Here is a 13,678-nt window from a genome sequence, read left to right on the forward strand (position 1 = left end):
GCCGACCGGATCTTGGGCTGTGGCGCCCTCCTGGCAGTACGGCCAGGGCGGGGCGGCAGGGGGCGTCATGCCAGAAGGACGGTTGCGTGCAGCACCTCGGTTGCACGTGATCACTCCATCACGCCAGTGGCGCTCTGGAGGTTGGGTTTGCCTCCGAAATGGCGGGCAGCCCGTGGCGGCACTGGCCTGCGCCTGGGATGGAGGGCGCAAGCCGTCCTGTCGGCCAGCGCGTGGCATCCTGTCCCGGTGCTCCTGAACGATCACGTCAGCAGTGTCGATCTCCGGCCGGTGCGTTATCAGTTCGCCTCTGTCCGGGGCGATTCGTACGACGACAACTGGCTGGTCATCGATGGCACGGTGACGACCCCTGAGGGAAGCTGGTCTTTCGCCGATCCGTGTTTGCTCACAAGTGAGGCCCGCCAGGTGTCTGAGTGGCTGCGCGCGGTGGCCGCGGGGACGGTGCCTGTCACCGAACCTGATGCCGGAGGTGAGCTGTCGCCGGACACGTGGTTCATCGAGCCGGTTGCGGCTTTCAGCCTCGCCGATCGAAGCGAGGGTGGGGCCTCGGTCATTCGCGTTCATCTGTCCTTGGAGGCGGCACCCCCGTGGCAACAGGGGGCCGACGGGGCCGACATCTATCAGTACGTCGTGGAAGTCAGGATGGACGCAGCGGCATTGCTTCACGCGGCTGACGAGTGGGATCTCTCTCTGGCTTCCTTCCCATCCCGCTGATCACCGTTCATGTGTGACCACCTGGCTCGCGGCTCGCGGCCGTCGATTCAGGGGGTGGGGATCGCGAATTCGACCCACATCGGGTAGTGGTCGGAGATGTGCCACGACAACTCGGTCAGGGTGAGATCGCCCTGGAGTGCGGGCACGAAGTCCACGTGGCCGCCGGCGCCGGCTTCCAAGGTCAGGACCGGCCGGCGTTTCTGCCCTTTGGTGAACCAGGCGATCTGGTCGTAGAAGTGCTCCGCTCCGGCGTCGTCGAAGACGGTGCGCGGAAGTCCCGCCAGCTGCGGGGCGGGGACCAGGCCGGTGGAGGTGAACGCCTTGAACAGCGGGTCGTCGGCACGTCGATGTTGAAGTCTCCGAGCGCGATGAGGTTGTGGTCCCAGCCGAACTCGCGCTCCGCCCAGCCGGCCAGCCAGTCGGCGATCGCCTGCAGTTCCGGGACCCGCTCCGCAGCGTCCTCGCCGTAGAGGACGTGGAGGGTGACCAGGGTGAACGTCTGGCCGCGTGAGAGGAAGCTGACCGCGTAGGGGGTGCGGGCGAACTGGCGGTCCAGTCCGCCCTCCGTGACGCCCGCGTCCTTCTCGAGGGGCACCACCAGCTCGCAGGCCAGCCCGGACGGTTTGACCCGCCGGGTGTCGAACAAGAACGCCAGCCGTTCGTCGTTGCCGGCCTTGCCCTCGCTCACGTCGGTGAGGATGAATGCCCAGTCCTCCCCCAGCACCTTCATCAGGTGCCGCAGGGCCCGCAGGTTCCCGCGCACCTCCTCCACCGCGACCACGTCGAACCGGCGCATCACCGCGGCGATCAGGTGCACATCGGTGAAGTTCCGCTTCGGCGAGGCGCCCTCAGGGCTCGTCCAGGCCTTGGTCAGGCCGGAGAAGGCTCGTAGGTTCCAGGTCGCGATCCGCAGACCCGCCCCCAGGTTGGGTGGCACCAGCGCATCGAGGGCTTCCTCCCAGCGCGAGAGCCGCGCAGCAACCGGCTGCGGCGGCGCCAAAACGTCAGGTTCCGTCGGCACATAAGAAGCCATCTCATTTGGCCGAGATAAGGTGTCGGCCCCAGTTGACGCACGGGGTGCCGATACAGGTCGTCTCGGCAGATGAGGCGGATGGAGCAGGGACATGATTGACCGCGCTGGGCTCGCGGGTCTGATCCGCTTGATACCTCCGCCAGCCGAAGCGGGGGTGTTGGTTGACTGGGAGGCCGTGCAAAGGGCTTGGGGGCTCGTGTTCCCCTCAGACTTCAAGGAGTTCCTCGCGCACTACGGTGATGGCCTGCCGAACCTGGATCTGGGCGTGCTGGTTCCTGCCATCGTGACTCCTGAGACCTGTGATGAACCGGGCGCCCCGAAGGGCGGCATGGGGTTCATCACCGCGGACACGCGAGCTACGTGGGTGGACACCGAACCTACGGGCGTCGATGCAGCCGCCGAGGATCTGGTGACCTGGGGAGCGGATGGCAGTGCTGACCTGTACTGCTGGCTCACCCACGGCAATCCTGAGGACTGGCCGGTGGTGCTCTTCAGCCACGGCGATGACACCTGGACGCGCTTTGACTGCGGCATGACGGAGTTTCTGCGCAGGGCATTGAGCGCAGACAGCCGGGCCGAGGGCATGAAGGATTCGGCTCTGTGGGGCGCGGGCTTGCGCAGGCTCTGAAGTTACTTGGTCTGCCTCATCTGTCGAGCCTGCGATAGCAGATCAGAGTGCAGGCGATGCTGGTGAAAGCCAGGAAGTGGTCGGCCTTGCGTTCGTAGCGGCGGTGCAGGCGTCGGCATCCGGCGAGCCAGGCCATGGTGCGTTCGATGGTCCAGCGGTGACGGCCGAGCCGTTGCGAGGTCTCGATGCCCTTGCGGGCGATGCGGTGCCGGATGCCTCGGCCGGCTAACCATCGCCGCAGGTGGTTAGAGTCGTAGCCCTTGTCGGCGTGGAGTTTGTGGGGCCGTCGTCGCCTGGGTCCTCGCCGCGAGCGGATCGGAGGAATGCCCTTCACCAGCGGGATCAGCGCCTGGCTGTCGTGCAGGTTGGCGCCCGAGATCCCGATGGACAGGGGCAGGCCGGTCCGCTCCGTGATCAAGTGGATCTTTGACCCGTACTTGCCCCGGTCCACAGGATTCGGGCCTGTCAGCTCCCCCTTTTTAGGGCCCGCATATTCACCGAGTCGATCGCGCAGCGGGACCAGTCCAACTCGCCGCGGGATCCAAGCTCGTCGAGGACCAGGCGGTGGAGTTTGGCCCACACTCGGGCCTTGGTCCACTCGGTGAAGCGGCGGTGAGCCGTCGCGCCGGACGGCCCGAACGAGGCGGTCGGCAACTGCTGCCACGTGCAGCCAGAGGTCGCCACGAAGACGATTGCGGCCAGGACTTCGCGGTCGCCGTGCCGACGCCGGCCACCACCCTGAGGCCGCGATGGCGCTTCCGGCACCACCCGCTGAAACAGCTCCCACAACTCGTCCGGCACCAGCCGTTCAACGATCCCTACCACGACCGGCAGCTTAATCAGCCAAATGAGATGAAGTCTAAGTGAGCGTTTGGTTCGGTTATCAAACGTTTCCTGCCGATTCTCGGCGGTCAGACCCAGACGCCGGACCGGGCGATCCGCCGGAATAACGGCTTATACGGCATCAGCGGACCAGTAATGCGCCGGGTTCCTGGCAAAAGCTCCTGTCTCATTCAGAAACCACCCGGTTCATACGACACCGCGAACTCGCGACCCTGAAGCACCCAACACCCCCGCACACGCCCTGCACAGGCCGGCTGCCACCGCATACCCAGGCATCATGCAGCCCTCACGGCCCTACCCCAGCGACCTGTCCGACGCCCGCTGGGAACTCATCCGTCCCACCCTCGAAGCCTGGCGCCAGGCCCGCAACGGCATCCGCAAACCCACCCACGACCTGCGCGCCCTGATCAACGCCATCCTCTACGTCGACCGCACCGGCATCCCCTGGCGCTACCTACCCCACGACTTCCCGCCCCACCAAACCGTCTACGGCTACTTCGCCCGATGGGAAACCGACGGCATCTTCGACCAGCTCACCGGCCTCTTACGCGGCAAAGTCCGCCAGGCCGAAGGCCGCACCAGCGAGCCCAGCGCCTGCCTGATCGACAGCCAGAGCATCAAAACCTCCGCCACCGTCCCCCTGACCAGCCAAGGCATCGACCCGGCCAAGAAAATCATCGGGCGCAAGCGCCACATCATCACCGACACACTCGGCCTCCTCCTCGCCGTCGCCGTCACCGCCGCCAGCGTCCACGACTCCGCCGCCGGCACCCAACTCCTGACCCACGTCCGCGAACGCCACCCCACCATCACCAAAGCCTGGGCCGACAACGGCTACAAGACCAAAGCCGTCGAACACGCCGCCCAGATCGGCATCGACCTGGAAATCGTCCAGCGCAACCCCGGCGTCCGCGGCTTCCACGTCCAACCCCGCCGCTGGGTCATCGAACGCACCCTCGGCTGGCTCATGCACCACCGCCGCCTGACCCGCGACTACGAAACCCACCCACACCGATCAACCGCCATGATCCAGCTCGCCGCCATCAACCTCATGACCCGCCGCCTCACCCACGAAGCCACCACCAACTGGCGCGACAGCTAAGCCAAATGAAACGGACAACAGAGAACCAAACGCTCACTAAGCCTCCCCGTCGCAGCTGCCTGTGCACCGAGAGTCGGATGACTTGAGGTACCAGGCAATAGCCCATTGCGGTGGCAGCCAGGCCGTGAAGAGCGCCTGCGCCGTGCGGCGGTGCAGCAGGCAGGCGGTGGAGGCCTCGCCAGCGCCGACGGTGTCGGCGATTTGGGCAGTAACAGCGGCGGTAGGAGTGTCCAGTGTGCGGGCGGTCGTGGGTGGGGGTGGAGAGTTCGAGGGCGGCGGTGCACTGCCCGGACCGTTGCCCGGTGCTGGCCTGCCGCCGACCGCGAGCGTCACGGGATGGCCTTACGGAAGCGCCATAGCCGAACGCCTCGCGACTATCTCGAACTCACATACTGTTCGAACACTACTCGCCCACGGTAGGGACTACGCCGTGACCTGCTGCCACCGCCTGCTCTTCGTTTGTCCACACAACTGGCAATGATCACCAGTGACCGCAACTGTTTCATACCGGTCTTGACCAGTGCGATCACGATCGACGGCTGGAGTGCTGGGTGGTGATTCCAGCGGCGCGGGCCAGTACGTCGGCGGTCCGCGATCCCCCCTCGACGGCGTGGGCGGCGGTGCTGGGCAGGCAGCGATGGTACTGGGGGACGAACTCGGTCATGATGACGCCGGCGTGATCGGTTGCGACCTCGTAGAGCGACGCCGGCCAACCCTGGTCCATGAGAGCCGAGCACAGCTCGCGTGAACGCTCTACGTCCACCACCGAATCGGCGGTGCCATGCACCAGCCACACCGGTAGAGGTGGCAACAGGCTGCCGCCCCGGCGGAGCTCGTCGATCGGAGCGGTGCCGGCGGTCGGTGCCGCCGATGCGTACGAACCCGCGATTCCCACGATCGCTTGCGGCCTCCAGTCGCCAAATGCTGCGGGATTCAGGGCGACGCCTACCGCGGCCTTGCCGCCCAGCGACCAACCGGCGAGCACGATCCGTTCGGGGTCCCCGCCGAAGTCGGCCACGTTCTGCCGCACGAAGACAGCCGACTCCCTCAGGTGCGTTCGCCCGCCGTCCGGCGCGTCGGGACGCCAGTCCGGCACCAGGACGAGGACGCCCAACTCTGCCGCAGCGCGGGCCACCGGCGCGAGCACGTCCCGTTCGTCCGGGCCCCGGCCGTGCCAGAGCAGCACTGCGGGCACAGGACCCGACGCGCCTGCAGGCTGATAGACGTCCAGGAGCTTGCCACTGGCCCCGTACCTGAGCCCCGTCTTGACGAGAACCTCTGTGGCCACCCCGGCACCCCCGACTGATCACACCACGAACCACATCACGCTACCAACGCGAGTCGGCTGGCCTGATGCCAGGTCAACCGTCGGAAGCAAGCCGCTGCTGGCTCAAGGACCGGATGGACATCCGGATCAAGCGCAGCAAGTGGAGAGGGATCTCGCCAGCGGAAGTCATGATCTACGGCTGGAGTACTACGCCTTCTGGGCCAACCCGATCGAGGCCCGCTTCGGACCGCTGCGGCAGTTCACCATCGCCAACTCCCACCGACCCAACCACACCGTGCAGACCCGGGCCCTGCACGCCTACCTACGCTGGCGCAACGCCCGCCACCGCGACGTCCTGGCCGTCGAACGACGTGAACGCGCCCGCATCCGCAGCGAGAAGGGCATCCGCTGGGGTGGCCGACTCCTGTCAGCGGCGGCCTGAGCCAGCTGAGAGGTGAGTCACCGAGATCGTTTAGCGGCGTTTGCCCGATAGCGTTCCAGCACGCCGATGGACAGTGCCGATGCGGCCATCACCCCGAACGTGATCGAGCTCAGAGCGCCGCCGTGGTCCCGGTCCCAGACACGGAACCCGACCAGCACGACAACGACTCCGAACAGCACGGCCTGTATCCACCTGATGGTCACGGCCCGCGGGCCGTGACCATCAGCGTTGCTGTCTCTCTTGCGCACCGGGGCTCCTCTGCTCCTTCAGCGCGCCGACTGTACTGCTGCTGGGAGCCATCGATACACCCCAACGCGGCGGACCTTCGCGGTCAGAGCACTAGCGAGGGGTCAGATCACCGGCGGCCGGCCCAGTCGGGTCATGCGCCACACGGTCCGCCACCGCATGGGACGTCGCGGTGGGCAGGGGGTGCGCACCCCCTCGAAGAATCCGGCCCACCACGACGTCAGGCCTGCCAGCGGGGGGGCGCTGGATCAGGGTGTATGCCGCCCATGAGGCGAGGTACGCGGGGACCAGGACGGCAGGCAAGTGCCGCTTGGCCAGCCAAACCCGATTGCGTCCGGTATTGCGGTAGTAGACCGCGTGGCGCGACGGTTCGGTTCGGGGATGGGTCAGAACCAGATCGGCCCGGTAGTCGATCTCCCAGCCGACGTCGAGGGCGCGCCAGGCGAAGTCCGTCTCTTCGTGGGCGTAGAAGAACTGTGCGGGGAAGTCGCCTACTTGGTCGATCACTTGCATGCGGATGGCGTGAGCGCCACCCAATAACGTCGTGACCGGTCCGGAGATGAGCGGGTCGGCTCCGCCGAGGCGGGGTACGTGCCTGCGCTGGGAGACGCCGTCTTCGTCTGCGATGCGGAAACCTACGATCCCGAGGCGAGGGTTCGTGCTGAACGCCTCTCGCAGGAGTCGCAGTGTGTCGGTCTGGGGCAGCAGGCCGTCGTCGTCGAGGATGAGGACGACGTCGACGCCTCCGTGTTCGCGTAGCCACTGGACACCGGCGTTTCTTCCGCCGGGGATGCCCAGGTTCTCCCGCAGGTGGACGGCTGTGGCTGCGCCGCGTAGGTGCGGAGGCTCTACCCCTTGGGCGAGGACGACGACCGTCGCGGGGTCCCCTTCCTGGGCGGCCACCGACTCGAGGAGGGCCTGAAGTTCCTTGTCCCGGTCTCCCATGGTGAGGATCACGACGCCCACCGTGGGCATGCCGGTTGGGGGCCCGTTCACCTCTGGGCTCGCAGGAGGTCTACGGAGCGTTGGCTCAGTGCTTCGGCTCCGGGGATTCGCCGCCGTCGGTAGCCGGCTGCCGCGGACTGGATGGACTTGATTTCCTTCCGGTTCCGGTCGGAGGTCACCCCGTCCATGAAGTCGAGGGAGCGGTTCCACAGGGCGACGGCCTCTTCGTGGCGGTGCTGTGCCCGCGACTGACTTGCCGAGGTTGACCATGGTGAGGCCGTGCACGCGCTGGTAGGTGCCCGGCACCCGGCCCTTGAGTGCCGCGCGATAGTGCTTCTCGGCTGCCTGGTGGTCCTTCATGTCGGTGAGGGTCTTGCCGGTGTGGGAGGCGACGGTGGCAGCGACGGGCCCGGAGGCCGCGGCGTAGGAGGGCACCTGATCATTTCCTGCCAGCATCGCGTCTTCGGCCGACAGCAGTAGGGCCGCGGCCTTCTCGCCTTGCCCGCCGGCCCCGTACACCCTGGCGCAGGTCACCAGTAGGAGTGCCTCGGTTTGCCGGTCGACCTTGCCCGATGCCTGCGCAGCCTAGACCGATCTCGGTGAGCGTCACGTTCCGTTTCAGTCTTCTGGTCAGAGCCTCGGCGATGTATGAGCGGGTCTGACCGGTTGGGGTACCGCCGGTGACCCATGAGTGGACGGCGGAGCGGGAGGTGTGCAGTTCCTCCCCCGCCTCGGCGGCGACGGTACGGATGTCTCTGGCCAGGGACTCGTACGTGCACCCGGCCTCGGCGATGGCGTCCGCCAGTGCGGTGTTCGGAGGTCGACTGTCCGTCAACTCGCGCTCCCTGTAGCGATCTTGAACAGGTTGAACAGGATGCCGCACTGCTGACGGTACCCGCGCACCGTGACTGCCGCTTCACTGATGGCAAGGCCGGCCGGCTGTCATTTTCTACCCGGACCCTGTTGTGGAGGCATCGTGGACCACCGCTCAGACCTCGGCGCCCTGGCCGGTGCCACCGTCCTGGTGACCGGCGGCGCCGGACTCATCGGCTCCCGCATCACCGCCCGGCTGCGGGCGCTCGGTGCCCGCCCGACGGCCCTGTGCACCATGAATGCCTACCCGGAGCAGGTGTACGCCGACCTGTTCGGCGTTCGCGTCGGGGACCCGGGCTTGGTCGTGGGGGATGTCCGGGACGCCGCGCTCGTGCGCGAGCTGGTCGCGGGCTCGGACTACGTGATTCACGCCGCCGCCCTGGCGGATGTCGCCGCCTGCACCCGCGAACCGCTGGCTGCCATCGACACCAACGTCGCCGGCACCCAGAACGTCCTGGACGCCGTCGCTGCGACCGGCCGCGTCCGCCGGATGGTGTTCGTCTCCTCAGCCAGCGTTTACGGCGACGGCAACCCTGAAGAGACCGACAGCCTTGAACTGCTGACCATGCGCCAGCTGTTGGAGTCCGTCCACGGCCGTATCCCGCCCCAGTTCCACGAGTTCACGCATACGCGCCCGAAGTCCGTCTACGGCAACACGAAAGCGTGGGGCGAGAAACAGACCGCACTCGTCCTCGGCCAGGCCGGCACGTCGTACGCGATCGTCCGGTACTTCTCCGTCTACGGCGAACCGCAGACCGTCAAGCGCGACTCCCACTCCTGGGTCGTCGCCTGGTTCGCCGCGCGGGCCCACCTCGGGCTCCCGCTCCACCTGAACGGCTGCGGCCGACAGGTCCGCGACCTGGTGCACGTGGACGACATCACCGAAGGGACGTTGAGGGCCCTGACCAGCGCGCGCGCTCACACCGAGACCGTGAACATCGGCAGCGGTGTCCCTACCAGCGTCAGGACGGTGGCCCGACTGGTCCAAGCCCACTATCCGAACACGCCATTGCTGGAGACGCCCCTCCCCGCCGGCGATCCCTTCGGCGGATACGCCGCCACCCGCCGGATGGAGAGCGTCTTGGGCTGGAGGCCGAGGGTCACCATCACCGACGGTGTGGCCCGATACGTGAAGTGGCTCCAGGCCACCCCGGCCGCTGCCCCGCACTGGCTGGGGCGGGAGGCCGCCGCGGCTTAGTGAGCGTTTGGTTCTCTGTTGTCCGTTTCATTTGGCTTAGCTGTCGCGCCAGTTGGTGGTGGCTTCGTGGGTGAGGCGGCGGGTCATGAGGTTGATGGCGGCGAGCTGGATCATGGCGGTTGATCGGTGTGGGTGGGTTTCGTAGTCGCGGGTCAGGCGGCGGTGGTGCATGAGCCAGCCGAGGGTGCGTTCGATGACCCAGCGGCGGGGTTGGACGTGGAAGCCGCGGACGCCGGGGTTGCGCTGGACGATTTCCAGGTCGATGCCGATCTGGGCGGCGTGTTCGACGGCTTTGGTCTTGTAGCCGTTGTCGGCCCAGGCTTTGGTGATGGTGGGGTGGCGTTCGCGGACGTGGGTCAGGAGTTGGGTGCCGGCGGCGGAGTCGTGGACGCTGGCGGCGGTGACGGCGACGGCGAGGAGGAGGCCGAGTGTGTCGGTGATGATGTGGCGCTTGCGCCCGATGATTTTCTTGGCCGGGTCGATGCCTTGGCTGGTCAGGGGGACGGTGGCGGAGGTTTTGATGCTCTGGCTGTCGATCAGGCAGGCGCTGGGCTCGCTGGTGCGGCCTTCGGCCTGGCGGACTTTGCCGCGTAAGAGGCCGGTGAGCTGGTCGAAGATGCCGTCGGTTTCCCATCGGGCGAAGTAGCCGTAGACGGTTTGGTGGGGCGGGAAGTCGTGGGGTAGGTAGCGCCAGGGGATGCCGGTGCGGTCGACGTAGAGGATGGCGTTGATCAGGGCGCGCAGGTCGTGGGTGGGTTTGCGGATGCCGTTGCGGGCCTGGCGCCAGGCTTCGAGGGTGGGACGGATGAGTTCCCAGCGGGCGTCGGACAGGTCGCTGGGGTAGGGCCGTGAGGGCTGCATGATGCCTGGGTATGCGGTGGCAGCCGGCCTGTGCAGGGCGTGTGCGGGGGTGTTGGGTGCTTCAGGGTCGCGAGTTCGCGGTGTCGTATGAACCGGGTGGTTTCTGAATGAGACAGGAGCTTTTGCCAGGAACCCGGCGCATTACTGGTCCGCTGATGCCGTATAAGCCGTTATTCCGGCGGATCGCCCGGTCCGGCGTCTGGGTCTGACCGCCGAGAATCGGCAGGAAACGTTTGATAACCGAACCAAACGCTCACTTAGAAGCCATCTCATTTGGCCGAGATAAGGTGTCGGCCCCAGTTGACGCACGGGGTGCCGATACAGGTCGTCTCGGCAGATGAGGCGGATGGAGCAGGGACATGATTGACCGCGCTGGGCTCGCGGGTCTGATCCGCTTGATACCTCCGCCAGCCGAAGCGGGGGTGTTGGTTGACTGGGAGGCCGTGCAAAGGGCTTGGGGGCTCGTGTTCCCCTCAGACTTCAAGGAGTTCCTCGCGCACTACGGTGATGGCCTGCCGAACCTGGATCTGGGCGTGCTGGTTCCTGCCATCGTGACTCCTGAGACCTGTGATGAACCGGGCGCCCCGAAGGGCGGCATGGGGTTCATCACCGCGGACACGCGAGCTACGTGGGTGGACACCGAACCTACGGGCGTCGATGCAGCAGCCGAGGATCTGGTGACCTGGGGAGCGGATGGCAGTGCTGACCTGTACTGCTGGCTCACCCACGGCAATCCTGAGGACTGGCCGGTGGTGCTCTTCAGCCACGGCGATGACACCTGGACGCGCTTTGACTGCGGCATGACGGAGTTTCTGCGCAGGGCATTGAGCGCAGACAGCCGGGCCGAGGGCATGAAGGATTCGGCTCTGTGGGGCGCGGGCTTGCGCAGGCTCTGAAGTTACTTGGTCTGCCTCATCTGTCGAGCCTGCGATAGCAGATCAGAGTGCAGGCGATGCTGGTGAAAGCCAGGAAGTGGTCGGCCTTGCGTTCGTAGCGGCGGTGCAGGCGTCGGCATCCGGCGAGCCAGGCCATGGTGCGTTCGATGGTCCAGCGGTGACGGCCGAGCCGTTGCGAGGTCTCGATGCCCTTGCGGGCGATGCGGTGCCGGATGCCTCGGCCGGCTAACCATCGCCGCAGGTGGTTAGAGTCGTAGCCCTTGTCGGCGTGGAGTTTGTGGGGCCGTCGTCGCCTGGGTCCTCGCCGCGAGCGGATCGGAGGAATGCCCTTCACCAGCGGGATCAGCGCCTGGCTGTCGTGCAGGTTGGCGCCCGAGATCCCGATGGACAGGGGCAGGCCGGTCCGCTCCGTGATCAAGTGGATCTTTGACCCGTACTTGCCCCGGTCCACAGGATTCGGGCCTGTCAGCTCCCCCTTTTTAGGGCCCGCATATTCACCGAGTCGATCGCGCAGCGGGACCAGTCCAACTCGCCGCGGGATCCAAGCTCGTCGAGGACCAGGCGGTGGAGTTTGGCCCACACTCGGGCCTTGGTCCACTCGGTGAAGCGGCGGTGAGCCGTCGCGCCGGACGGCCCGAACGAGGCGGTCGGCAACTGCTGCCACGTGCAGCCAGAGGTCGCCACGAAGACGATTGCGGCCAGGACTTCGCGGTCGCCGTGCCGACGCCGGCCACCACCCTGAGGCCGCGATGGCGCTTCCGGCACCACCCGCTGAAACAGCTCCCACAACTCGTCCGGCACCAGCCGTTCAACGATCCCTACCACGACCGGCAGCTTAATCAGCCAAATGAGATGAAGTCCAATAAGCAGCAGCAGATCGAGGTGGTGCGCACCGCTCTTGCCGCAGGCGCCGGCGTGGGAGCGGCCATTACAGTACTGCTGACATTTCGCCGACAGCAGCACCACGAGGAGGCCACCGAGAGAACCGACTACGACGCAAGCGAGCGGCGCATCACCGAGCTGTACACGAAAGCTGTCGAGCAACTCGGTAGTGATCAAGCCCCGGTGCGTCTGGGCGGGCTGCACGCGCTGGAGCGGCTCGGACAATCAGCCGCTGCCCACCGTCAGACCATCGTTGACGTCATCTGCGCTTACCTGCGCATGCCCTACACCCCACCAGCGGAATCAGATCCGAACAATGAACGGCGGCAGGAGCTCCAGGTGCGTAAGACCGCTGAGCGCATTCTGCGACTCCACCTCTGCGACTCCCGACTGCCGGTCGACGGAGAGACCGTCGCTGCCGATAACAAGTTCTGGGACGGCATTCGTGTCGACCTCAGCCACGCCACCCTCCTCGCCGGGGACTTCAGCAAGCTCCATGTCGGCGAGGCTGACTTCACCTACGCAACCTTCACCAGCGCGACTTCCTTCGAGGGCGCGGCATTTACCAGGAAGGTCTCCTTCGAGGGCGCGGAATTCATTAGGCGTGCCAGTTTTTCTCACACGACATTCTATGGCAACGCTACCTTCGATGGAGCAGTATTCACCGATTGCGTTGACTTCCTCCGCGCGGGGTTCACCCTCGACGCCTCCTTCCGAAAGGCAACGTTCACCGGCGGTCTCATCTTCGATCAGGCAACGGTCGCCGGTGACGCATGGTTTCGCGATGCAACGCTCGCCCGTTCCTCCTTCGGGGACACAAAGTTCCTCGGTCTCGTCCGCTTCGAATCGACAATGTTCACCGACGATGCCTGGTTCCGTGAGGCGAAGTTCGCTGACGAAGCCAGGTTCTCCAACGCAGTTTTCACCAAGCATGCCCGCTTCCCCGACGCGAGGTTCAAAGGCAAGGCGTCCTTCGACAAAGTGACGTTCGGAGGCAATTCCGATTTCTTCCGCAGCCAGTTCGCAAGCGCCGTCAAATTCACCGACGCAAGGTTCAAAGAGAGCGCCACCTTCCATAGCGCGAGGTTCGCAAAGGATGTCTCATTCCACGGCGCAAAGGCACTGATGACGATGTCGGGTGGCGTAGCGACGTGCAGCTGGCCGAGCGGTTGGGAGGTCGAGCCCACCGCTGATGGCTGGGCAACGTTCAGAGAGGCTGAGACAACTGTGGGGCGGGGCGGATAAGGCGCATGTTCTTGGTGGGCTAGGAGATCTTCAGAGGTGCGGGTTACGGGGTGTAATTACGATTGACGAGGGCCCGGTATGCGGGAGGGATGAGGTATCCCAACGGTGGTGGGCTGACTTGTGAGGAGCGGGCTCGCCGGGAGCAAGTCCGGCTGAAGGCTGCCGATCTTAGTGTGCCCTCGCCGGCCTCAGAGTGCTGGCGGCGAGCAATACTCCCCAGTGACGAATGGATCCCCCAAACGCCACGCAGCGTCACGGCAGGGTGCCCACTCGTCACCGTCATAGTGGTGATGGGTGCTACTTGTACTACAGCAGCGGATCTTCGTGGTCGCGATCGAAGTTGACCGTTTCGTGGCTCTGCGCCTCCTCCAACCACCCCCGCTGTCGCGACGCGGGTCTCTCCGTTCTCCTGGCCAGCCTGGCGAAAGGACAACGGCAGGAACTCCATCAGCCACACCCGGTCCTCCCGGATCGACTCCCATTCT

The 13,678-nt window shown here is 66.1% G+C and carries 13 protein-coding genes and 3 pseudogenes; 8 read left to right on the top strand and 8 right to left on the bottom strand.

Annotation, left to right across the window (positions count from 1 at the left end; all coding sequences use genetic code 11):
* The first annotated feature begins 246 nt into the window (after positions 1 to 246).
* The gene (locus tag OHS82_RS02595; RefSeq protein WP_328433166.1) at positions 247 to 732 is read left to right on the top strand and encodes a WapI family immunity protein; all 486 of its coding nucleotides are present in this window, start codon (positions 247 to 249) and stop codon (positions 730 to 732) included.
* A gap of 47 nt (positions 733 to 779) precedes the next feature.
* On the opposite strand, the gene OHS82_RS02600 is transcribed toward OHS82_RS02595, so the two are convergent.
* Positions 780 to 911 (bottom strand): hypothetical protein, encoded by a 132-nt coding sequence (locus OHS82_RS02600; protein WP_328433167.1) that lies wholly within the window; start codon positions 909 to 911, stop codon positions 780 to 782.
* 2 nt (positions 912 to 913) lie between these two features.
* The gene (locus OHS82_RS02605; RefSeq protein WP_328433168.1) at positions 914 to 1,669 is read right to left on the bottom strand and encodes an endonuclease/exonuclease/phosphatase family protein; all 756 of its coding nucleotides are present in this window, start codon (positions 1,667 to 1,669) and stop codon (positions 914 to 916) included.
* A gap of 187 nt (positions 1,670 to 1,856) precedes the next feature.
* Between OHS82_RS02605 and OHS82_RS02610 the strand changes: the two genes are divergently transcribed.
* Complete coding sequence (locus OHS82_RS02610; RefSeq protein ID WP_328433169.1) at positions 1,857 to 2,393, top strand: SMI1/KNR4 family protein; 537 nt, start codon at positions 1,857 to 1,859, stop codon at positions 2,391 to 2,393.
* Between the two features lie 16 nt (positions 2,394 to 2,409).
* Here OHS82_RS02610 and OHS82_RS02615 read toward each other — a convergent pair.
* Positions 2,410 to 3,209, bottom strand: a protein-coding gene (locus OHS82_RS02615) for an IS5 family transposase (RefSeq protein WP_328436014.1) whose coding sequence is annotated in 2 segments (ribosomal slippage) — positions 2,410 to 2,876 and positions 2,876 to 3,209 — 801 coding nt in all. Because the reading frame shifts where the segments join, the coding sequence is not laid out codon by codon here.
* Between the two features lie 304 nt (positions 3,210 to 3,513).
* Here OHS82_RS02615 and OHS82_RS02620 point away from each other — a divergent pair.
* The gene (locus OHS82_RS02620) at positions 3,514 to 4,338 is read left to right on the top strand and encodes an IS5 family transposase (protein WP_057583908.1); all 825 of its coding nucleotides are present in this window, start codon (positions 3,514 to 3,516) and stop codon (positions 4,336 to 4,338) included.
* A 526-nt stretch (positions 4,339 to 4,864) separates the two neighbouring features.
* Here OHS82_RS02620 and OHS82_RS02625 read toward each other — a convergent pair.
* On the bottom strand, positions 4,865 to 5,626 hold the full coding sequence (locus OHS82_RS02625) for an alpha/beta hydrolase (RefSeq protein WP_328433170.1): 762 nt from the start codon (positions 5,624 to 5,626) through the stop codon (positions 4,865 to 4,867).
* A gap of 187 nt (positions 5,627 to 5,813) precedes the next feature.
* Between OHS82_RS02625 and OHS82_RS02630 the strand changes: the two are divergent.
* Positions 5,814 to 6,047: pseudogene (locus OHS82_RS02630) on the top strand (IS630 family transposase); the annotation flags it as partial.
* 17 nt (positions 6,048 to 6,064) lie between these two features.
* On the opposite strand, the gene OHS82_RS02635 reads toward OHS82_RS02630, so the two are convergent.
* The gene (locus OHS82_RS02635) at positions 6,065 to 6,295 is read right to left on the bottom strand and encodes a hypothetical protein (RefSeq protein ID WP_328433171.1); all 231 of its coding nucleotides are present in this window, start codon (positions 6,293 to 6,295) and stop codon (positions 6,065 to 6,067) included.
* 102 nt (positions 6,296 to 6,397) lie between these two features.
* Positions 6,398 to 7,268 (bottom strand): annotated as a pseudogene (locus tag OHS82_RS02640) (glycosyltransferase family 2 protein).
* Positions 7,269 to 8,214: 946 nt separating this feature from the next.
* Here OHS82_RS02640 and OHS82_RS02650 point away from each other — a divergent pair.
* Positions 8,215 to 9,309 carry an NAD-dependent epimerase/dehydratase family protein gene (locus tag OHS82_RS02650; RefSeq protein ID WP_328433172.1) on the top strand — a complete coding sequence of 365 codons (1,095 nt, stop codon included), beginning with the start codon at positions 8,215 to 8,217 and terminating at the stop codon, positions 9,307 to 9,309.
* A 36-nt stretch (positions 9,310 to 9,345) separates the two neighbouring features.
* Here the strand turns inward: OHS82_RS02650 and OHS82_RS02655 are convergent, their stop codons facing one another.
* Positions 9,346 to 10,170 carry an IS5 family transposase gene (locus OHS82_RS02655; RefSeq protein WP_057583908.1) on the bottom strand — a complete coding sequence of 275 codons (825 nt, stop codon included), beginning with the start codon at positions 10,168 to 10,170 and terminating at the stop codon, positions 9,346 to 9,348.
* Positions 10,171 to 10,529: 359 nt separating this feature from the next.
* On the opposite strand from OHS82_RS02655, the gene OHS82_RS02660 reads away from it, so the two are divergent.
* Positions 10,530 to 11,066, top strand: a complete 537-nt coding sequence (locus OHS82_RS02660) for an SMI1/KNR4 family protein (RefSeq protein ID WP_328433169.1) — start codon at positions 10,530 to 10,532, stop codon at positions 11,064 to 11,066.
* A gap of 16 nt (positions 11,067 to 11,082) precedes the next feature.
* Here the strand turns inward: OHS82_RS02660 and OHS82_RS02665 are convergent.
* Positions 11,083 to 11,882 (bottom strand): IS5 family transposase gene (locus OHS82_RS02665; protein ID WP_328436014.1). Its coding sequence is split into 2 segments (ribosomal slippage): positions 11,083 to 11,549 and positions 11,549 to 11,882, totalling 801 coding nucleotides; the frame shifts between segments, so codons are not numbered across the junction.
* Between OHS82_RS02665 and OHS82_RS02670 the strand changes: the two genes are divergently transcribed.
* Together OHS82_RS02670 and OHS82_RS43380 are read left to right on the top strand one after the other, a co-directional pair.
* On the top strand, positions 11,784 to 13,193 hold the full coding sequence (locus OHS82_RS02670; protein ID WP_328433173.1) for a pentapeptide repeat-containing protein: 1,410 nt from the start codon (positions 11,784 to 11,786) through the stop codon (positions 13,191 to 13,193). The two genes, OHS82_RS02665 and OHS82_RS02670, sit on opposite strands and share 99 nt — an antisense overlap.
* Before the next feature lie 89 nt (positions 13,194 to 13,282).
* Positions 13,283 to 13,363, top strand: a pseudogene (locus OHS82_RS43380) (helix-turn-helix domain-containing protein); the annotation flags it as partial.
* Positions 13,364 to 13,678: the final 315 nt, after the last annotated feature.

The sequence above is a fragment of the Streptomyces sp. NBC_00425 genome (assembly GCF_036030735.1).
GTDB lineage: Bacteria > Actinomycetota > Actinomycetes > Streptomycetales > Streptomycetaceae > Streptomyces.

Coding starts and splice junctions, on each gene's coding strand:
- OHS82_RS02610 (WP_328433169.1), top strand. CDS start 1,857: ATGATTGACCGCGCTGGGCTCGCGGGTCTGATCCGCTTGATACCTCCG.
- OHS82_RS02620 (WP_057583908.1), top strand. CDS start 3,514: ATGCAGCCCTCACGGCCCTACCCCAGCGACCTGTCCGACGCCCGCTGG.
- OHS82_RS02655 (WP_057583908.1), bottom strand. CDS start 10,170: ATGCAGCCCTCACGGCCCTACCCCAGCGACCTGTCCGACGCCCGCTGG.
- OHS82_RS02660 (WP_328433169.1), top strand. CDS start 10,530: ATGATTGACCGCGCTGGGCTCGCGGGTCTGATCCGCTTGATACCTCCG.